The following is an 18,371-nucleotide window of genomic DNA, read 5'->3' on the forward strand; positions in this document are numbered from 1 at the left end:
TCTACCCAACGACAGATCCCAAAAGGGGGTATTCCGATGAATTTCCACGATGTCCGATTTCCCGCCTCGCTCAGCTTCGGCTCGGTCGGCGGTCCGCAGCGGCGCACTGATATCGTCACGCTCGCCAATGGCCATGAGGAGCGTAACACCCCTTGGGCGCATTCGCGGCGCCGCTATGATGCCGGGCTTGGTCTGCGCTCGCTTGAGGATATCGAGGTTCTGATTGCCTTTTTCGAGGCCCGTCAGGGGCAGATGTACGGCTTTCGCTGGAAGGACTGGTCGGATTACAAATCGGCCCGCGCCAGCGCAGAGGTGGATTTCCGGGACGAGGTGATCGGCACCGGCGATGGGCAAACCACGCGCTTCCAACTGGTGAAGTCCTATCGCTCCGGCACCTCGGTCTACCATCGCCCGATTGCCAAACCGGTGGCGGGAACGGTGCGCGTGGGCGTGAAGCAGGAGGAATTGCGCGAGAGCGTCGATTACGAACTCGACACCGCGACGGGTGAAATCACGCTGGCCTATCCGCCCGAGGCCGGGCTGGAGGTCGTCGCGGGCTTTGAATTCGATGTGCCGGTGCGGTTTGACACCGATCAGATCCTGACCAGCGTCGCCTCCTTTCAGGCGGGCGATGTGCCGGATGTGCCGATTGTGGAGGTGCGGATCTGATGGCCGGGCCGTCGCAACCTTTTCTGGAGCACCTCGCCACTGGGGTGACAACACTGTGCCGGGCCTGGGGACTGACCTGCCGGGATGGCGAATTCTTTGGCTTTACCGATCACGACTGCGATCTGGCATTTGACGGGATGACGTTCAAGGCGGGCAGCGGGCTGACCGCACGAGCGCTGCAACAGGCGACGGGCCTGTCGGTGGACAATACCGAGGCGCTGGGGGCGCTGTCCGATACCACGCTGCGGGCCGAGGATATCGAGGCGGGACGGTTTGACGCGGCGGATGTGTGCTGCTGGCTGGTGAACTGGCAGGACCTGTCGCTGCGCTGGCTGCAGTTTCGCGGATCGATCGGAGAGCTGCGCCGCGCGGGCAGTGCCTTTGAGGCCGAGTTGCGCGGGCTGAGCGAGGCACTGAACCGCCCGCTGGGCCGGGTCTATCAGAAACCTTGCAGCGCGGTTCTGGGCGATGACACCTGCCGCTTCGATCTGGACTTGCCCGGCTATAGCGAGACCCGCGCGATAGAGCGCAGCGAGGAAGGTCGCCTGTTCTATTGGGAGGATCTGGCAGGCTTTGAACCCGATTGGTTTACCCGTGGGCGCCTGACGGTGCTGACGGGCGCGGCTGAGGGGCTGTGGAGCGCGATCAAACAGGACCGCAGCGATGCCACGGGCCGCCTGATCGAACTGTGGGAGCCGCTGCGCGCGCCGGTGGCGCCTGGTGATCTACTGCGGCTTGATGCGGGCTGCGACAAGCGGATGGAGACCTGCCGCTTCAAATTCAACAACCTCATCAACTTTCAGGGCTTTCCCGATATCCCCGGAGAGGGCTGGGTGATGTCGGTGCCGCGCTCGACTGGCGCCAATACCGGCGGCAGCCGCCGATGACGGGCGGAAGGGTGACAGGCGCGGATATTGCCAAGACCGCCCGGGACTGGATCGGTACGCCCTATGTGCATCAGGCCAGTTGCCGGGGTGCGGGCTGCGATTGCCTGGGGCTGATCCGGGGGATCTGGCGGGCACACTGCGCGCAGGAACCGGCGCCGCTGCCGCCCTATACGATGGACTGGTCCGAACCGCAGGCCAAGGAACCCCTCTGGCAGGCGGCCCAGCGTTATCTGCGGGCAAAACCGCTCTCCGCCTGCGAGGTCGGCGATGTCTTGTTGTTTCGCATGCGCGCCGGGGCCGTGGCCAAACACCTTGGCATTCAATCCGCAACGGGCGCGCCAGAGGTGCCACAGGGGCAGCCCCGTTTCATTCATGCCTATAGCCCGCGCGGCGTCGTTGAGAGCGCGCTGACCGGCCCCTGGCAGCGCCGTATCGTGGCGCGTTTTGCATTTCCCGATGAGGTGAGCTGATGGCGACCATTCTTCTTTCTGCGGCGGGCGCCGCAATCGGCGGGGCCGTGGGTGGCACGGTCGCGGGGCTGTCCTCGGTGGCGATTGGCCGGGCGGTGGGCGCGACGCTGGGGCGGGCCATTGATGAACGGTTGCTTGGCGCCGGGTCGGACCCGGTGGAAACCGGCAAGGTCAGCCAGTTCCGCCTGACCCAGGCCAGCGAAGGCCAACCCATCGCGCAGGTTCTGGGCCGCACCCGCATTGGCGGGCAGGTGATCTGGGCCTCAGATTTTCAGGAAAGCACCACCACCACGGGCGGCGGCAAGGGCGGGCCAAGGCAGCCCAGCGTCACGCGCTACAGCTATTCGGTCTCGCTGGCGATTGCGCTGTGTGAAGGGGAGATCGCCTCGGTGCCGCGGATCTGGGCCGATGGGGAGGAAGTCTCGCCGCTGGATCTCAACATGACGGTCTATCGCGGTACCCCGGATCAAGCGCCCGATCCAGTGATGGAGGCCATCGAGGGCGCCGGCAAGGTACCTGCCTATCGCGGCACCGCCTATGTGGTGATGGAAGACATCGCGCTGGATGGCTTTGGCAACCGGGTGCCGCAGTTCTCGTTCGAAGTGATACGCGGTGTGCAGCCGGGTAGCGCGGAATTCGCCCTTGATCCGGCGCAGTTGGTGCGGGGCGTGGCGCTGATGCCGGGGACAGGCGAATACGCGCTGGCCAGCAGCCCGGTGAACTACTCCGGCGGCCCCGGTGATATGCGCGCCGCCAATACCCACTCGCCGTCGGGACAGACAGACCTTTTGACCTCGCTTTCGGCGCTTGAGGACGAACTCCCGGCTTGCGGGGCCGCCTCGCTGATCGTGTCGTGGTTCGGCGATGACCTGCGCTGCGGGGAGTGCCGGATCAAACCCAAGGTGGAGCAGAAACTGGCCGAGGGTGTCGGCATGCCCTGGCAGGTCTCAGGAGCGGATCGCAGCAGTGCCGAGGAGGTGCTGAAGGACGAAGCGGGTAACCCCCTTTATGGTGGCACCCCGGCCGATGGGGCGGTGGTGGAGGCGATCAAGGCGCTGAACGCCGCCGGGCAGCGGGTGATGTTCTATCCCTTCATCCTGATGGATCAGGCCGAAGGCAACGGTCTGCCGGATCCCTGGAGCGATAGCCCGGACCAGCCGCATCTGCCCTGGCGGGGCCGGATCACCCTGTCGGTGGCGCCGGGGCGTGAGGGCAGCCCGGATCAAAGCGCCGCTGCCGATGCCGAAGTCGCCGCCTTTATGGGGCAGGCCTCGGCCAGTGATTTTACCATTGGCAATGGCACGGTCACGTATAGTGGACCCGAGGACTGGGGGCTGAGGCGCTTCATTCTGCACAACGCCGCGCTTTGCGCCGCAGCGGGCGGGGTGGCGGCTTTTTGCATCAGTTCGGAAATGCGGGGGCTGACCCAGATCCGGGGCGTCAGCGGATTTCCGGCTGTGACGGCCCTGCGGGCGTTGGCCGCCGAGGTACGCCAGATCCTGGGGCCAGAGGTCAAGATCGGCTATGCGGCGGATTGGTCGGAATACTGGGGCTACCAAAGCCCGGAAGGCGACCGCTATTTCCACCTGGATCCTCTCTGGGCCGATGCGGAGGTGGATTTCATTGGGATCGACAATTACATGCCGCTGTCCGATTGGCGGCAGGGCACGGACCATCTGGACGCCGCAGCCGGAGTGCCTGCGATTTATGATCTGGATTACCTACGTGGCAATATCGAGGGGGGCGAAGGTTACGATTGGTATTACCACTCGCCCGAGGCCGAAGCCGCCCAGATCCGCACCCCAATCACGGATGGCGCCCATCAGGAACCCTGGATCTGGCGCTACAAGGATCTGCGCAACTGGTGGGGCAACACCCATCACGAACGGATCGGCGGCGTGCGTCAGCCGCTGCCCACGGCATGGGAGCCGCAGAGCAAACCGATCTGGTTCACGGAACTCGGCTGCGCCGCCATCGACAGGGGTACCAATCAGCCAAACAAGTTCCTGGATCCCAAAAGCTCGGAATCGAGATTGCCGAAGTATTCCAATGGCCAGCGCGATGATCTGATCCAGCTGCAATACCTGCGTGCGATGCTTGGCTATTGGAGTGATCCGGCCAACAACCCCATTTCGCCGGAATATGACGCGCCGATGCTGGATATGGACAACGCCTATGTCTGGGCCTGGGACGCGCGGCCCTTTCCGGCCTTTCCAGCCGCGAGCGAGGTCTGGAGCGACGGGGAGAACTACCTGCGGGGGCACTGGCTGAATGGCCGCATTGGTCAGCGCACGCTGTCCTCGGCGGTGACTGAGATCTGCACCCGCTCCGGCGTGAGCGAGACCGATGTCAGCTCGCTTTACGGGATCGTGCATGGCTATAGCCTTGAAGGAACAGAGACTGCCCGCGCCGCGCTGCAACCCCTGATGCTGCGCCATGGCTTTGATGTGATCGAACAGGATGGGCTCCTGCGCTTCCTGCCGCGCACGGGCACCGATGCGTGTCTGCTGGAGCCGCAGCATTTGGTCGACAGCTCCGAGGTGGAAGGAGAGATTGCCCATCAGCGCGCCGCGGAGGCCGAGCTGACGGGCAGGGTACGGTTGCGCTATGCGGAATGGGGCGGCAATTACGATCTCGCCGCGCAAGAGGCCGTTCTGCCCGATCAGGCGACCCATGCGGTAGGCCAGCACGACCTGCCGATGGTACTGACTGGGGCAGAGGCCCGCCAGATCGCCGAACGCTGGCTGATCGAGGCTCGCATCGCCCGCGACAGCGCGCGCTTTGTGCTGCCGCCTTCCCGGCTGGATATTGCGGTGGGGGATGTGATCGCCCTGACACTTGTTGACTCCGGCGCTAAGGAGGAGACCTCGGGGCAGGGCAGTGAGAGCGCCGAGGCCGCGCCCGCCCTTTACCGGGTGGATCGTATCGACATGGCCGAAGCGCAGCTGGTAGAGGCGGTGCGGATCGATCCCGGTGTCTATATCCCATCCCCCAGCACCGAGGAGCTGCCCGGCATCAATGAATTCGCAGCGCCCGTGCCGGTGCTGCCGCTGTTCATGGACCTACCCTTGCTGACGGGCGAGGAAACCCCGCATGCGCCGCACCTGGCCATCACCGCCAAACCTTGGCCAGGCAGTGTCGCGGTCTATGGCGCCCAGGCCGACGAAGGCTACGCGCTGGAAGAGGTGATCGCAGCCCGGTCGGTCGTCGGGATCACCCAGGCGCCCTTGCTGCGCGGGCCGGTCGGGCGCTGGGACCTGGGCGCCGATCTGCAGATCAAGTTGATCTCGGGGGCGTTGGAAAGCCGCGATGTGCTGGCGGTGCTGAACGGGGCCAATGCGGCTGCAATCGGCGATGGCAGCAATGGCAATTGGGAGATTTTCCAGTTCCGCAGTGCCGAACTGGTGGCCCCCGAGACCTATCTGCTGCGCGGGCGTTTGCGCGGCCAGCTGGGCAGCGATGGGCTGATGCCCGATATCTGGCCCGAAGGCTCATTCGTGGTGCTGCTGGATGATACCCTGCGCCAGCTCGACCTGCCGCTGGCGCAGCGGCGAAGGGCGCGTCACTACCGGATCGGACCCGCGCGCCGAGGCTATGACGACCCAAGCTATGTGCACCGGATCGAGGCCTTTGACGGCAACGGCCTGCGCCCCTATGCGCCAGTGCATCTGCGCCTAGAGGGCGCGCTGGGCGGGGCAATACAGGTCAGCTGGATCCGCCGCACCCGGATCGAGGGCGACAGCTGGGATCTGCAGGAGGTACCGCTGGGAGAGGCGCGTGAGGAATATCTGCTGCGCGTCCTGCGTGGGCCCGTGGTTCTGCGGGAAGTGACTCTATCAGCGCCGGGCTGGAGTTACTCGGCGGTGATGCAGGTGGCGGATGAGGCATTGCCCGGGGACCGGATTGAGGTGGCGCAGGTTTCAGACCGGTTCGGCGCCGGGCCTGCTGCCGGGGCGGCGCTGATATGAGGCGGCCGGTCTTGCCGGGCGATATCTCCTCCGCCGCCCGCGCGCTGTTGCATGTCCCCGAGGCAAAGCGCGCCCGCCTTTGTGCCTGCCTGTTTGCGGGTGCCGCGCGGGCTTGTGCCCATATGGAGCAGGGCACGGGGCTGCACCCCAGGTGGGGCGATGGCACGCTCAGCGCGGCAGCACGGCTGTTTCCGCTGGCGGATGAGCCACCGCTCGATGATGTCGAATACCTTGCTTGCACGATCCGGGTCCTGCGCGCCGTGCATGGGCGAATAGGGTAAGCCTGTGCGCCACGCATAGGACGTCTGCCCCGCGATCCATTCATAATGAAAATACTTCTCTTCACAAATTTGCGTTTGGCCAAACTTGCGTTAGATACGTAGTCTGATGTGAGAAAAGGATGCCTCACCATGATCAAGACACGCAAAGCCGTTACTCCGCTGGACCCTGTCTGGGACCGCATCGCAACCGAAGCGCAGGAGGCCGTTGATAAACAGCCCCTGATGGGCGGTCTGATTCACGCCTGCATCCTGCACCATCCAACCATCGAAAAGGCGCTGTCTTATCGCGTGGCGGCCAAGCTGTGCTCGAACGAGATGTCGATGGTGATTCTGCGCGAGATCGTCGATGCAGCCTACGCGTCCGACCCGTCGCTGATTGCAGCGGCGCGGGCCGATTTGATGGCGGTCTATGAACGCGATCCGGCCTGCCACCGGCTTTTGCAGCCGATCCTGTACTTCAAGGGCTACCAGGCCGTTCAGGCCTATCGGGTCGGGCACTGGTTGTGGAAACAGGGCGATTACGATCTGGCCTATTTCTTCCAGATGCGGATTTCGGAGATCTTCGGCGTCGACATTCACCCGGCCGCAAAGATCGGCCAGGGCATCATGATCGACCACGCCCATTCCATCGTGATCGGTGAAACCGCAGTGGTTGGCGACAACGTGTCGATGCTGCATTCGGTGACTCTGGGCGGCACCGGCAAGGAAGAAGAGGACCGTCACCCCAAGATCGAGGATGGCGTGCTGATCGGTGCCGGAGCCAAGGTGCTCGGCAATATCCGCATCGGCCACTGCAGCCGCATTGCTGCCGGTTCTGTCGTTCTGAACGATGTCCCCCCGTGCAAGACGGTGGCAGGCGTCCCGGCCAAGATCGTTGGTGAGGCTGGTTGCGATCAGCCCTCGGTCAGCATGAACCAGGTTCTGGCCAGCGGCGAGTAATTCAGGCTCCGTATGGGGCACGGAGCGGGGCGCCTTCCAAATGGAAGCCGCCCTGTTTTTGTTTTTATGGTCTGCAAGGCCCGGTGTTTCGGCAGGGTATTTCCTCCGCCTGCTTGTCAGGACCGTTTGGTGCAGAGGTGATTTGCCATTAGCCTTTTCGTCCAGTGTTGCTGGTTTGGGAGGTTACAGCATGACAGCGTTTATTATCGGGCAGATGCAAATCCACAGCCGCGACTGGATGGAGGAGTATTTTGCCAAAATCCCCAAAGTGGTTGAGGCGCATAGCGGCGAGTTTCTGGTCCGCGGCGGCGAGCCGGAGATGATGGAAGGCAGCGACCCGCTGCCCGATGCGGCTTTCATCCTTGAGTTTCCCGACCGTGCCCATGCGCAACGGTTCTGGAATTCGGATGAGTTTCAAAGGCTTGCAGTCCTGCGTCGATCCGGATCAACGCTGAATGCCATTCTGGTCGACAAGCTCGCCTAGGCTGTTTTGGGCGCCGGCACCGGGCTGGAGGATGCAAAAGGGCCGGACGTTTCCGCCCGACCCTTGTTTGGTGTGATAGGAACAGCTGCCTGGATCAGGCCAGCATGACCATCGGGTTTTCCAGGTTCTCGACGATGGCTGCGAGCAGGTTTGCCCCAAGCGCGCCATCGATAACGCGGTGATCGACGGACATGGTAACGCTCATCACCGTGGCGACCTTCAGCTCGCCATCGGCACCGACAACCGGTTTTTTCACGCCAGAGCCAACCGCGAGGATGCCTGCATGCGGCGGGTTCACGATGGCGTCGAAATTGTCGATGCCGAACATGCCGAGGTTGGAGATCGCAAAGGAGCCGCCCTGGTATTCATGGGGCGCCAGTTTGCGGTCGCGGGCGCGGGTGGCCAGGTCCTTCATCTCGGTCGACAGGCTGGAGAGCGACTTCATGTCGGCGTCCTGCAGCACAGGCGTGAACAGACCACCTTCGATGGCGACGGCAACCGCCACGTCCGAGGCTTTCATCTGCAGTACCCGGTCACCGGCCCAGACGGCGTTGGCCTCGGGCACCGATTGCAGCGCCAAGGCCACGGCCTTGATGATGAAGTCGTTGACCGACAGCTTCACGCCGCGTCCTTCCAACTGCTTGTTCAGCTCACCGCGGAATTTCAGCAGGGCGTCCAGCTGGATATCCCGGCGCAGGTAGAAATGCGGGATGGTCTGTTTCGCTTCGCTGAGGCGCGCGGCGATGGTCTTGCGCATACCGTCGAGCTTGACCTCTTCGTAGTCGCGGCCTTCGTACATTTTGGCCACGGCATCCGCAGAAGGACCAGCAGGCGCGGCAGCAGCAGCCGGAGCGGCGGTTGCGGGGGCAGCGGCAGGCTGGGCCTCGGCCTTTGGTGTTGCTGTAGCGCCTTCGACGTCGGCTTTGACGATGCGACCGCGCGGGCCGGAGCCGCTGATCGCAGCCAGATCGAGCCCTTTGTCTGCCGCAATGCGCCGCGCCAGAGGCGAAGCAAAGATGCGGCTGCCGTCGGCGGCGGCAGGCGCAGCCGGGGCAGGGGAAGCGGGCGCCGTCGTGGGGGCGGGGGCTTCCTTGGGGCCGCCATTATCGTTTCCAACGCCGGTTTCTGGCGCGGAAACTTCCGGCTTCGCGGCAGGCGCTGCGTCCACGTCATCAGCGCTTTCACCATCGGCGAGCAGAACGGCGATGGCGGTATTGACCTTCACCCCTTCGCTGCCTTCAGGCACCAGGATTTTGCCGATAACGCCTTCGTCGACGGCTTCGAATTCCATCGTGGCCTTGTCGGTTTCAATCTCGGCCAGAAGATCGCCAGAGGCGACGGTGTCGCCTTCCTTGACCAGCCATTTCGCCAGCGTGCCTTCCTCCATGGTGGGAGAGAGGGCGGGCATCAGGATTTCTGTGGGCATCGCTGTCTCTCCTTACCGGTAGGTCACTTGTTTCACGGCGGCGATCACCTCATCCGTAGTGACCAGCGCGTGTTTTTCGAGGTTCGCGGCATAGGGCATCGGCACGTCCTTACCAGTGCAGGTCACGATGGGCGCATCAAGGAAATCAAAGGCCTGCTGCATCACTTCGGAGGCGATGTAGCTGCCGACCGAACCCTGCGGCCAGCCCTCTTCGACGGTGACAAGGCGGTTGGTCTTCATTACCGATTTGATCACCGTGGGCAGGTCCATCGGACGCAGGGTGCGCAGGTCGATCACCTCGGCATTGATGCCCTCTTCGGCCAGCTTATCCGCCGCTTCGAGCGCGTATTGCATGCCTATCCCGAAGGAGACGATGGTGACATCGTCGCCGGTCCGCCAGATGCGCGCCTTGCCGAAGGGTACGGTGTAATCATCCATGTCCGGCACGTCGAAGGAGCGGCCGTAGAGGATCTCGTTCTCAAGGAAGATCACCGGGTTGGGATCGCGGATCGCGGATTTCAGTAGGCCCTTCGCATCAGAGGCGGAATAGGGCATGGCGACCTTCAGGCCCGGGATCTGCATGTACCAGGCGGCATAGTCCTGGCTGTGCTGGGCGCCCACGCGGGCGGCGGCGCCGTTGGGGCCGCGGAACACGATGGGGCAGCCCATCTGACCACCGGACATATAGAGCGTCTTGGCCGCAGAGTTGATGATCTGGTCGATCGCCTGCATGGCAAAGTTGAAGGTCATGAATTCGACGATTGGCTTCAGCCCGCCAAAGGCCGAACCAACGGCGATCCCGGCAAAACCGTGTTCGGTGATCGGCGTGTCGATGACGCGCTTGGCGCCGAATTCATCCAGAAGGCCCTGCGAGATCTTGTAAGCGCCCTGATATTCGGCGACTTCCTCGCCCATCAGGTAGACGTCTTCGCTACCGCGCATTTCCTCGGCCATGGCATCGCGCAGCGCCTCGCGGACGGTCTGCTGCTTGAGCGCGGTGCCTTCGGGCCAATCCGGTGTTTCGTCCACCTGCGGGGCCTCTTGGGGCGCGGCAGCAGCGGCGGCCGGAGCGGGCGCCGCAGGTGCCTCTGCGGCCGGCGCTTCTACCTTGGCGGCAGGCGCTGCGTCGGCGATGTCATCGGCGCTTTCGCCCTCGGCCAGCAGCACGGCGATGGCGGTGTTGACCTTCACACCTTCGCTGCCTTCGGCGATCAGGATCTTGCCGATCACGCCTTCGTCGACGGCTTCGAACTCCATCGTCGCCTTGTCGGTTTCAATCTCGGCGAGGATATCGCCGGAATTCACGGTATCGCCTTCCTTGACCAGCCATTTGGCCAGCGTGCCTTCCTCCATGGTCGGCGACAGGGCGGGCATCAGAATTTCAGTTGCCATAGTCTTGATCTCTCCCTCAGGCGCTCTTCTGCGGAATTTCGTCGGCGTAGATATCGGTCCACAGCTCATCCAGGGCGGGCTCAGGGCTTTCCTTGGAGAAATCGGCAGACTTGTTGACGATGTCCTTGATCTCTTTGTCGATCGCCTTGAGATCGTCTTCGCTGGCGTGCTTGCCGGTCAGCAGCATTTCGCGGACCTGTTCGATCGGGTCGCGTTCGCTGCGCATCTTCTGGACCTCCTCGCGGGTCCGGTACTTGGCCGGGTCCGACATCGAGTGGCCGCGATAACGATAGGTCTTCACCTCAAGGATATAGGGACCTTTACCCGCGCGGCAGTGGGCCACGGCGCGCTCGCCTGCGTCCTTGACGGTCAGCACGTTCATGCCATCCACTGCCTCACCGGGAATGCCAAAGGCCTCGCCGCGGGTGAACAACTCGGGTGTGGAGGTCGACCGGGCCTGGGCGGTGCCCATGGCGTATTGGTTGTTCTCGATGACAAAGACCACCGGCAGCTGCCAAAGGGCGGCCATATTGAAGGTCTCGTAGATCTGGCCCTGGTTGGCGGCGCCATCGCCGAAATAGGCAAACGTTACGCGGCCGTTGCCCTTGTATTTATCGGCAAAGGCAAGCCCGGCACCCAGAGGTACCTGCGCACCGACGATACCGTGGCCACCATAGAAATGCTTCTCTTTCGAGAACATGTGCATGGAGCCGCCTTTGCCTTTGGAGTAGCCGCCTTCGCGGCCGGTCAGCTCGGCCATGACGCCATCCGGGTCCATGCCACAGGCCAGCATATGGCCGTGGTCGCGGTAGGATGTGATGCGCTTGTCGCCTTCCTCCGCGGCGGCCTCCAGACCGACCACGACGGCTTCCTGGCCGATGTAGAGGTGACAGAAGCCCCCGATCAGACCCATGCCATAAAGCTGACCGGCCTTTTCCTCGAATCGGCGGATCAGAAGCATTTCGCGATAGTGGCGGGTCAGGTCTTCGGCGGAAACATTTGGTTTCTTGGTGCTTTTCCTAGCAGCCATGATGGCGGACTCCCCTCAAAGCCAGATAGTTTAGTGTTAAACTAATCCATATTCGATTTTGCTGTGACTGGCGAGTGCTTTTATGACGCGGGGTCACAACAATGCATAAAAATCCCATATTCCGGGCGGTCATATCTTCGTGACGCCATGGTTGCACGGCAAAGAGCCTGCAGCAACAACCGGTTTCATGCACTGGTAAAGGGAGGGTAAGCCTTTTGAGGCAGGTGCTGGATCAGCGAATGACGATTTCGTCAGCGCGCAACATGCCCAGAACGGAACGGGCCTGCTGATCGAGAAGATCCAGATCAAGATAATCATCAGACAGGCGCCGGGTGCGGTTTTCCATCCGATCGATGTCAGCCTGAAGGAAATCGAGATCCTGACGAAGCTCTTCGGCTTCTGCCTGGATCTCGACCCTTCTGAACAACCCGAAATCGCCCTGCACCGCCGCAAAGGTAAAATACGCGCTCAGCGCGAATGCGATGGAGAAGAAGGCGAATGCGCCGAGAGACGGCTTATTGCTTCGGGTCACGTTGAGTTTGCCTGTATGATACTGCTCAAAGTATTGTTTTTGCACCGATTGTTTCGATGTCTGCATCCTGTATGCCACAACCGAATCACTCTGTGAATCCCAAAAATGATTAACGCGGGCAGTTTCTGTTTCGCAGTCCGCGCCTGTGTCATGATCGCAACGGCAGCCAGGGCTTGTGGGGAGTGCTGTGACCCTGGCCGCAGCGAAGGACAGACCGTGCTCCAGTGAGAGGCCCGTCGACAGACTGCGGGCGGCGCTGCGCAATGAAGAACCGGCCGGGACTGTTGTCCCGGCCGGTTTGTATCGACTCTTTGATTTGACTGACGCAGCGCGGTGCGGGACCGGCCGCAATCAGGTGTTTCTGCGTTCAGGCGGCGGAAAGCAGCTCGTCGTTATCGGCCTCATCAAGCCAAGCGGTTTCAGCGAATTCTCCCGCCTCATCAAGCGCACCAGCCACGGCTGCTTCCTCCTGCGCCTGCCCGGTAAAGCTGAGCAGCAGCTCGCTCAGGCGGCTTGCCTCGGCGCGCATCTGGCGGCTGGCGCCATAGCTTTCCTGTACCATCGCCGCATTGTCCTGAGTGACCCGGTCCAACTGGGCGACGCCGGAATTGATCTCCTTGATCCCCTGGGCCTGTTCGCTGGAGGAATTGGCGATCGACGAGACCATGCCGGAGACCCGGGTAACGCTGCTGGCAATCAGGCTGAGGGTGTCGCCAGTGTCCTGCACCAGACGCTCACCTGCGCTCACCTGTTGCGCGGCTTCCGTGACCAGTTCTTTGATCTCGTTCGCCGATTGCGCGGACTTCAACGCGAGGCTGCGGACTTCGGAGGCAACGACGGCAAAGCCACGGCCTGCCTCGCCTGCGCGGGCTGCTTCGACCCCGGCGTTGAGGGCCAGCAGGCTGGTCTGGAACGCGATGTCATCGATAGCGGTGATGATCTGGCTGATCTGCTCGGACGAGTGCGCGATGGCGCTCATCGCTTCGCGGGCGCGATCCATGACCTTGCCGCCCTGTTCCGCGTGCTGGCGGCCTTCCTTGACCTCGCGGTCGGCATCCTGCGCCTGGGCTGCGCTGGATTGGACGCTGGCTGACATTTGTTCCAGCGCCGCAGCGGATTGTTCCAGCGTCGCGGCCTGGGTTTCGGCGCGCTGCGACATCTGGTCTGACATCTGCTCCATTTCGCGGGCATTGCGCTCGACTGCGGCGGAGCTTTGTTTGAGTTCCTCCACCAGTCCGGACAGGCTGCTTGAGAGTGCGTTGAAATCCTCGCATAGGGTGACGTAGGTGTCGCCCAGGTCGGCCCAGTCTTCGGCGTCAATCTGTTGCCCCAGATCTCCGCGCGTCAGGCCGCTCATGGCTGCGCCCATGGTTTGGAACAACGCCACGCGACGGTCGTTTTCGGCGCGGTTTCTTGCGTCGGTTTCCTCTGCCGTGCGCAGGATTTCCTTCAGCTCTTGCAGGTTGCGGGCGATGCTGCCGACTTCGTCCTTTCGGGTGAGGCCCTGGATCTCCTGGTCATAGTCTTTGTCCATAATCTGCTGAACCGCCTGGGCGGCGCCGGTAACTGGCCCGCTGAGCTGGCGGCCAAAGGCAAAGGCGATTCCGGTGGAGATCAGAACGGCCACCAGGCCGACGATCAGCTGCGGCAGCTCGGCAAAGGCCGCAAGGTCGTCGATGCGGGTGCTGACCTCGTCGTGGGTGACGCCCAGCATGTCCTGCATGTCGTTCACCGTGTCGCGGAGTTTCTGAACGGTTGGCAGGACTGTGGCAAAGGCCATGCGCTGGCGCATCTCAAGGCTCGCCGCTTCCAGTTGCTGTACCTGGCCGTGCAGTGTGGTCAATATGCCGGGCAGCGTCATGATGGTCTCATAGACCTCCGGCTGACGGGCGATGGTCAGAGGAATGTCGAGAAACCGGGCCTTCGCCATTGCAACTTCGGTCTCGACCTCTTCGATATTTCCGCGCAGGTCGCCGATACTGGCGCCGCGACCCAGAGCATAGGCAAGCAGGTCTCCGATCCCCTGCTCGATATCTTCTTTCATGTCATCAAGGCTTTTTACCTGAGCGTTGACGTAGCTGGCCTGAGAGATGGCCCCGGTGAGTTTCAGGCTGGTGAGCCAGGCGACAGTGGTGCTGGCAAGCAGCATGACTATGAAGGCGGTTGCGAATAGCAGCACTTGGCTGCGGAGTGAAAAACGGCTCATGGCTGAGTGGTGCTCCTGAGGGTGTGTTCCGTGGCGTTAATACGCGCGGCCAGCCCTAGGAAGGCGGGGGTCTATGAAGTCTTAACGGGGGTCCGAAAGGACGCTCAAGAAAACACAAATTAATGTGAGTAATCAATTGGAAGAGCACGAAAAAGGCCGGGCGATGATGCGCCCGGCCTTGTTGTTTTCAGGTGTTCAACAGTCCCTGCCGCGACGTATGATTTCACTCCTGATCGAGCGCGGCGACGCCGGGCAGGGTCTTGCCTTCCATCCATTCAAGGAAGGCGCCTCCTGCGGTGGAGATATAGGTGAAATCCCGCGCTGCGCCCGAGGCGTTGAGTGCCGCAACGGTATCGCCGCCACCAGCAACCGAGATCAGCTTGCCTGCCCGGGTGAGGGCCGCCGCCTTCAGCGCGGCCGCATTGGTCGCCGCGTCAAAGGGCTCCAGTTCAAAGGCGCCCAGCGGCCCGTTCCAGATCAGGGTCTGGCTCTGCTCGAAGATCTCGTTGATCGTGGCGATGCTGTCAGGACCGGCATCCAGGATCATGCCCTCTGCGGGGCATTGGTCGGCAGGCAGCACCTGATGCGGCGCATGGGAGGCAAAGGCCTCGGCCACCACAACGTCGCTCGGCAGGATGATCTTACAGCCTGCGCTTTCAGCCTCGGCCAAGATTTCGGCTGCGGTGTCTTTCATGATCCGTTCGGCCAGGGATTTGCCGACATCGATGCCCTTGGCGACCAGGAATGTATTGGCCATGCCGCCGCCGATGATCAGGTAATCGACCTTCTTGATCAGGTTGCCGAGCAATTCCAGCTTGGTTGAAACCTTGGCGCCGCCGACAACGGCAGTCACCGGACGTTTCGGCGCGCCAAGCGCGCTTTCCAGTGCAGACAGCTCTGCCTGCATCAACCGGCCCGCGCAGGCGGGCAGGAGGCGGGCAATGCCCTCGGTCGAACTGTGCGCGCGGTGTGCGGCGGAGAAGGCGTCGTTGCAGTAGACATCGCCCAGCCGTGCCATGCCTGCGGCCAGATCGGGGTCGTTCTTGGTTTCCTCGGCGTGGAACCGGGTGTTTTCCAGCAGCAGCACTTCGCCCGGTTGCAGGGCGGCGGCGGCAGCCTCGGCACCGGGGCCAACGCAATCGGCGGCAAACAGCACCTTGGTTTCAAAGGCACGCTCCAGCGTCGGGATCAGCTGGTTCAGCGACAGGTTCTCGCGGCGCTCCCCGCCCGGGCGGCCGAAATGCGCCAGCAGGATCGGTTTGCCACCAGCCGCCAGAATATCGCGCACGGTGGGGGCGATGCGGCGGATCCGGGTGGAGTCGGTTACCACGCCATCCACGATCGGCACGTTGATATCCACGCGTACCAGAACGCGTTTGCCGCTGAGATCCATGTCATCAAGGGTATTCCAGCCCATCCTCAGGCTCCTTCCGGTCATTGGCGAATGTGTTTGGTGCTGTTTCGGGGCTTTTGTGTGCCCAGTCAATGCTCCCTTGGCAATTGCGACCGCTGCCCTTAGGTATCTGGCAAAGCAAACACGACAGGAGAGCCAGATGGCCGAGATCAAGGACCCGGAAAACACCATCATCGTCGAGCTGAAAGACGGCAATGTGGTGATCGAGCTGCTGCCCGATGTGGCGCCCAAGCACAGCGAGCGGATGAAGGAACTGGCCCGTGCCGGTGAATATGACAACGTGGCCTTCCACCGTGTCATCGACGGTTTCATGGCGCAGACCGGCGACGTGCAGCACGGAGACATGGAAGACGGTTTCAACCTGCGTATGGCGGGCACTGGCGGCTCTGACCTGCCGAACGTTCCGGCGGAATTTTCCAAACTGCCGCATGACCGGGGCACCCTGGGCGCTGCGCGCTCTGCCAACCCGGATTCGGCAAACTCGCAGTTTTTCATCAACTTCAAGGACAACCACTTCCTGAACGGCCAGTACACCGTTTATGGCCGGGTCATCGAAGGCATGGAGCACGTTGATGCGATCACCCGTGGTGAGCCGCCTGCGAACCCTGACCGTATGATCAGCGTCAAGGTGGCCGCAGATGCTTAAGCTGGCTGCTGCATTTTCCCTGATCGCGGGCTCTGCCTTTGCCTCTGGCCTTGAAATCCAGATCGAAGGCGAGGGCGCCAATGGTACCGTCAAGATCGACCTCTTCGAGGATGTTGCGCCGAAGCACGTGGAGCAGATCACCGCGCTGGCCGCCGAAGGCAAATACGATGGCGTGGTGTTTCACCGCGTGATCGAAGGCTTCATGGCGCAAACCGGTGACGTCCAGTTCGGCAAGCTTGGCGAGGACATGCGCCGCGCCGGTATGGGCGGCTCCGAACGTCCGGACCTTCCGGCGGAGTTCTCGGACATTGCCTATGACCGCGGTGTGGTCGGCATGGCCCGTTCGCAGAACCCGAACAGTGCCAATTCGCAGTTCTTCATCATGTTCGCGCCGGGTCACTTCCTCAATGGCCAGTATACCGTCGTTGGCAAGGTTACCGAAGGCATGGATGTGGTCGACGCGATCAAGCGCGGCTCGGGGCAGAGCGGTTCGGTCAAGGGCCAGCCCGATGTCATGACCAAGGTCACCGTGACTGAGTAAGCCGACCGGGGCTGCGGCCCTGCCGATCTTTCAAATACGTCAAAGCCCGCGCCAATCCGCGCGGGCTTTGCTGTTCTCGTGCGTCGGGTTGGCCTGCAAATGCCTTAGAACAGGAAATTGTCCGCCTGTGCGATGTCCTGCACCACCGCGTCCTCGATCAGGATGGTGACATTGGCGAAGGAGACCAGCACATCGTCTTGCTGTTGCTCTATGTCCAGTTGTCCAAAACGGGAAGCTCCGCGACCGATTTCGATCCTGTCGGTACCGACAGTGAAGTCCGAAATGGTGTCGTCGCCGTGGCCCTTTTTGAAGACAAAGATATCGGCCCGGCCACCGCCAGTCAGTTTGTCGTCGCCCTTGTGACCGATCAACCGGTCCCGGCCATTGCCACCAATCAACCGATCACCGCCTGCACCGCCGGTGAGGGTGTCATTGCCGCCACCGCCGTTCAGTATGTCGCGGTGATTGCCGCCAGTGATTTCATCCGCGCCCGTGCCGCCAAGGGCCCGATCCCGGCCGCTGCCGCCCTCGATCACATCGTCGCCTGCGGCGCCCACCAGCCGGTCGGAGCCGGTATTCCCGGTCAGATGGTCATCACCGGTTCCACCGAACAGCGTGTCGCGCCCGCTGCCGCCGCTCAGATGGTCATCGTTTGCGTTGCCGTAGAGCAGGTCGTCCTGCAGGCCGCCATCAAGCGTGTCATTGCCAAAGCCGCCGGCCATGACATCACTATTGGTCACGGACTGTACGTCGCCGTGCAGCCGGTCGTTGCCAGCGTTACCAATGGACAGTGCCACGCTGCGGTCGATGAACTTCAGAATTTCGATATTGCTGATCCGGTCGGTTCCCATGGCGCTGCTGACCTGAACCGAAGAGTAGGATGAGAACAGATCGTCCAGCCCCCGTAGCGTGGACTGGCTTGAATGCGTATTCAGAACCAGCGTGTCGGTCCCGGTTCCGGCGTCAATGGTGTCATCGCCGCTCCCAAGTGTAATGGTGTCATCGCCGCCATAGGTGTACCACAGGTTGCCGACAGTGCTGTTTGAGGTGATGGTATCAGTTCCCGCCAGAATACTGCGTTCCAGCGCGGCGCCGCTCATCGTAGCCAGATCGTAAAAGCTCTCACTGAAGCCGGTCATGGAGAAGACCTGGTTACCGTAGCTGTAGATGTAGAGAGCTGTCAGCTGCCAGCTGTAGGGGGAGGAGGCTGAAAAATCACCGTCGAACCGCAGCGACAGCCCGTTTGTACCACTCATGGTGATTGATGTGGTGGATTGCTGGGTAATAACGGGATCCGCAAAATCCGCCGAGTTCAAATCATTGATGGACCAGGTGCCGTTGGAGTCCTGGATGCGTACATTTGCCAATTTCAAAATTCCCTATGAACCAGGCCCGCCCCAGGCTGCGTTTGAAAGGTGCGGCTTCGGAACGGATAATAGGATCAACCATGGCGGTAGAATGATGGAAGGTAAAGGAGCAGTATCCC

Annotated in this window: 16 protein-coding genes; 9 read left to right on the plus strand and 7 right to left on the minus strand. The window is 62.2% G+C overall.

The genetic code is table 11. The features are described from left to right. Positions 1 to 36 precede the first annotated feature (36 nt). The 7 genes from SM764_RS14715 (at position 37) to SM764_RS14745 (ending at position 7,698) form a co-directional block, all read left to right on the plus strand. Positions 37 to 669, plus strand: coding sequence for a phage distal tail protein, Rcc01695 family (locus tag SM764_RS14715; RefSeq protein ID WP_369002123.1), 633 nt, complete (start codon positions 37 to 39; stop codon positions 667 to 669). Beyond that, positions 669 to 1,556: a DUF2163 domain-containing protein gene (locus tag SM764_RS14720; protein WP_369002124.1), complete on the plus strand. Its 888-nt coding sequence runs from the start codon at positions 669 to 671 to the stop codon at positions 1,554 to 1,556. Before SM764_RS14715 ends, SM764_RS14720 begins: the two co-directional genes overlap by 1 nt. Then, positions 1,553 to 2,026: an NlpC/P60 family protein gene (locus SM764_RS14725; RefSeq protein WP_369002125.1), complete on the plus strand. Its 474-nt coding sequence runs from the start codon at positions 1,553 to 1,555 to the stop codon at positions 2,024 to 2,026. Before SM764_RS14720 ends, SM764_RS14725 begins: the two co-directional genes overlap by 4 nt. Then, positions 2,026 to 5,994 (plus strand): baseplate multidomain protein megatron, encoded by a 3,969-nt coding sequence (locus SM764_RS14730; RefSeq protein WP_369002126.1) that lies wholly within the window; start codon positions 2,026 to 2,028, stop codon positions 5,992 to 5,994. Before SM764_RS14725 ends, SM764_RS14730 begins: the two co-directional genes overlap by 1 nt. Then, positions 5,991 to 6,275: a DUF7742 family protein gene (locus SM764_RS14735; RefSeq protein WP_369002127.1), complete on the plus strand. Its 285-nt coding sequence runs from the start codon at positions 5,991 to 5,993 to the stop codon at positions 6,273 to 6,275. The genes SM764_RS14730 and SM764_RS14735 overlap by 4 nt, the downstream gene beginning before the upstream one ends. Positions 6,276 to 6,404: 129 nt before the next feature. After that, entirely contained in the window at positions 6,405 to 7,214 is an 810-nt protein-coding gene (gene cysE / locus SM764_RS14740; RefSeq protein WP_065270400.1) for a serine O-acetyltransferase, read from the plus strand. A 40-nt stretch (positions 7,215 to 7,254) separates the two neighbouring features. Then, positions 7,255 to 7,698 carry a DUF1330 domain-containing protein gene (locus SM764_RS14745; RefSeq protein ID WP_369002128.1) on the plus strand — a complete coding sequence of 148 codons (444 nt, stop codon included), beginning with the start codon at positions 7,255 to 7,257 and terminating at the stop codon, positions 7,696 to 7,698. A 94-nt stretch (positions 7,699 to 7,792) separates the two neighbouring features. Here SM764_RS14745 and SM764_RS14750 read toward each other — a convergent pair whose 3' ends face one another. From SM764_RS14750 to SM764_RS14775, 6 genes are all read right to left on the minus strand, one after another. Then, on the minus strand, positions 7,793 to 9,124 hold the full coding sequence (locus SM764_RS14750) for a pyruvate dehydrogenase complex dihydrolipoamide acetyltransferase (protein WP_369002129.1): 1,332 nt from the start codon (positions 9,122 to 9,124) through the stop codon (positions 7,793 to 7,795). Between the two features lie 12 nt (positions 9,125 to 9,136). Then, positions 9,137 to 10,516: a pyruvate dehydrogenase complex E1 component subunit beta gene (locus tag SM764_RS14755; RefSeq protein ID WP_369002130.1), complete on the minus strand. Its 1,380-nt coding sequence runs from the start codon at positions 10,514 to 10,516 to the stop codon at positions 9,137 to 9,139. 16 nt (positions 10,517 to 10,532) lie between these two features. Next, positions 10,533 to 11,546, minus strand: coding sequence for a pyruvate dehydrogenase (acetyl-transferring) E1 component subunit alpha (gene pdhA / locus SM764_RS14760; protein WP_065270396.1), 1,014 nt, complete (start codon positions 11,544 to 11,546; stop codon positions 10,533 to 10,535). 232 nt (positions 11,547 to 11,778) lie between these two features. After that, a complete protein-coding gene (locus tag SM764_RS14765) occupies positions 11,779 to 12,078 on the minus strand; it encodes an FtsB family cell division protein (RefSeq protein ID WP_369002187.1) in 300 nt (99 codons plus the stop codon). A 367-nt stretch (positions 12,079 to 12,445) separates the two neighbouring features. Beyond that, positions 12,446 to 14,284 (minus strand): methyl-accepting chemotaxis protein, encoded by a 1,839-nt coding sequence (locus tag SM764_RS14770; protein WP_369002131.1) that lies wholly within the window; start codon positions 14,282 to 14,284, stop codon positions 12,446 to 12,448. Positions 14,285 to 14,507: 223 nt separating this feature from the next. Then, the gene (locus SM764_RS14775) at positions 14,508 to 15,701 is read right to left on the minus strand and encodes a phosphoglycerate kinase (RefSeq protein WP_369002132.1); all 1,194 of its coding nucleotides are present in this window, start codon (positions 15,699 to 15,701) and stop codon (positions 14,508 to 14,510) included. Positions 15,702 to 15,837: 136 nt separating this feature from the next. On the opposite strand from SM764_RS14775, the gene SM764_RS14780 reads away from it, so the two are divergent. Both SM764_RS14780 and SM764_RS14785 read left to right on the plus strand, forming a co-directional pair. Beyond that, positions 15,838 to 16,344 carry a peptidylprolyl isomerase gene (locus SM764_RS14780; protein WP_065270393.1) on the plus strand — a complete coding sequence of 169 codons (507 nt, stop codon included), beginning with the start codon at positions 15,838 to 15,840 and terminating at the stop codon, positions 16,342 to 16,344. Further along, a complete protein-coding gene (locus tag SM764_RS14785; RefSeq protein WP_065270392.1) occupies positions 16,337 to 16,885 on the plus strand; it encodes a peptidylprolyl isomerase in 549 nt (182 codons plus the stop codon). Before SM764_RS14780 ends, SM764_RS14785 begins: the two co-directional genes overlap by 8 nt. A 104-nt stretch (positions 16,886 to 16,989) precedes the next feature. Here the strand turns inward: SM764_RS14785 and SM764_RS14790 are convergent, their stop codons facing one another. Further along, the gene (locus SM764_RS14790) at positions 16,990 to 18,252 is read right to left on the minus strand and encodes a calcium-binding protein (protein ID WP_369002133.1); all 1,263 of its coding nucleotides are present in this window, start codon (positions 18,250 to 18,252) and stop codon (positions 16,990 to 16,992) included. Between the last annotated feature and the right edge of the window lie 119 nt (positions 18,253 to 18,371).

It is taken from the genome of Pseudophaeobacter sp. 1A16562 (genome assembly GCF_041008785.1).
GTDB classification, from domain to species: Bacteria; Pseudomonadota; Alphaproteobacteria; order Rhodobacterales; family Rhodobacteraceae; genus Phycobacter; species Phycobacter gallaeciensis_A.

Bases quoted from the DNA above. Each gene is read 5' to 3' on its own strand.
- SM764_RS14780 (WP_065270393.1), top strand. From the start codon at position 15,838: ATGGCCGAGATCAAGGACCCGGAAAACACCATCATCGTCGAGCTGAAA.
- cysE (WP_065270400.1), top strand. From the start codon at position 6,405: ATGATCAAGACACGCAAAGCCGTTACTCCGCTGGACCCTGTCTGGGAC.
- SM764_RS14715 (WP_369002123.1), top strand. From the start codon at position 37: ATGAATTTCCACGATGTCCGATTTCCCGCCTCGCTCAGCTTCGGCTCG.
- SM764_RS14775 (WP_369002132.1), bottom strand. From the start codon at position 15,701: ATGGGCTGGAATACCCTTGATGACATGGATCTCAGCGGCAAACGCGTT.
- SM764_RS14720 (WP_369002124.1), top strand. From the start codon at position 669: ATGGCCGGGCCGTCGCAACCTTTTCTGGAGCACCTCGCCACTGGGGTG.
- pdhA (WP_065270396.1), bottom strand. From the start codon at position 11,546: ATGGCTGCTAGGAAAAGCACCAAGAAACCAAATGTTTCCGCCGAAGAC.
- SM764_RS14785 (WP_065270392.1), top strand. From the start codon at position 16,337: ATGCTTAAGCTGGCTGCTGCATTTTCCCTGATCGCGGGCTCTGCCTTT.
- SM764_RS14770 (WP_369002131.1), bottom strand. From the start codon at position 14,284: ATGAGCCGTTTTTCACTCCGCAGCCAAGTGCTGCTATTCGCAACCGCC.
- SM764_RS14755 (WP_369002130.1), bottom strand. From the start codon at position 10,516: ATGGCAACTGAAATTCTGATGCCCGCCCTGTCGCCGACCATGGAGGAA.
- SM764_RS14725 (WP_369002125.1), top strand. From the start codon at position 1,553: ATGACGGGCGGAAGGGTGACAGGCGCGGATATTGCCAAGACCGCCCGG.
- SM764_RS14745 (WP_369002128.1), top strand. From the start codon at position 7,255: ATGGAAGCCGCCCTGTTTTTGTTTTTATGGTCTGCAAGGCCCGGTGTT.
- SM764_RS14730 (WP_369002126.1), top strand. From the start codon at position 2,026: ATGGCGACCATTCTTCTTTCTGCGGCGGGCGCCGCAATCGGCGGGGCC.
- SM764_RS14735 (WP_369002127.1), top strand. From the start codon at position 5,991: ATGAGGCGGCCGGTCTTGCCGGGCGATATCTCCTCCGCCGCCCGCGCG.
- SM764_RS14750 (WP_369002129.1), bottom strand. From the start codon at position 9,124: ATGCCCACAGAAATCCTGATGCCCGCCCTCTCTCCCACCATGGAGGAA.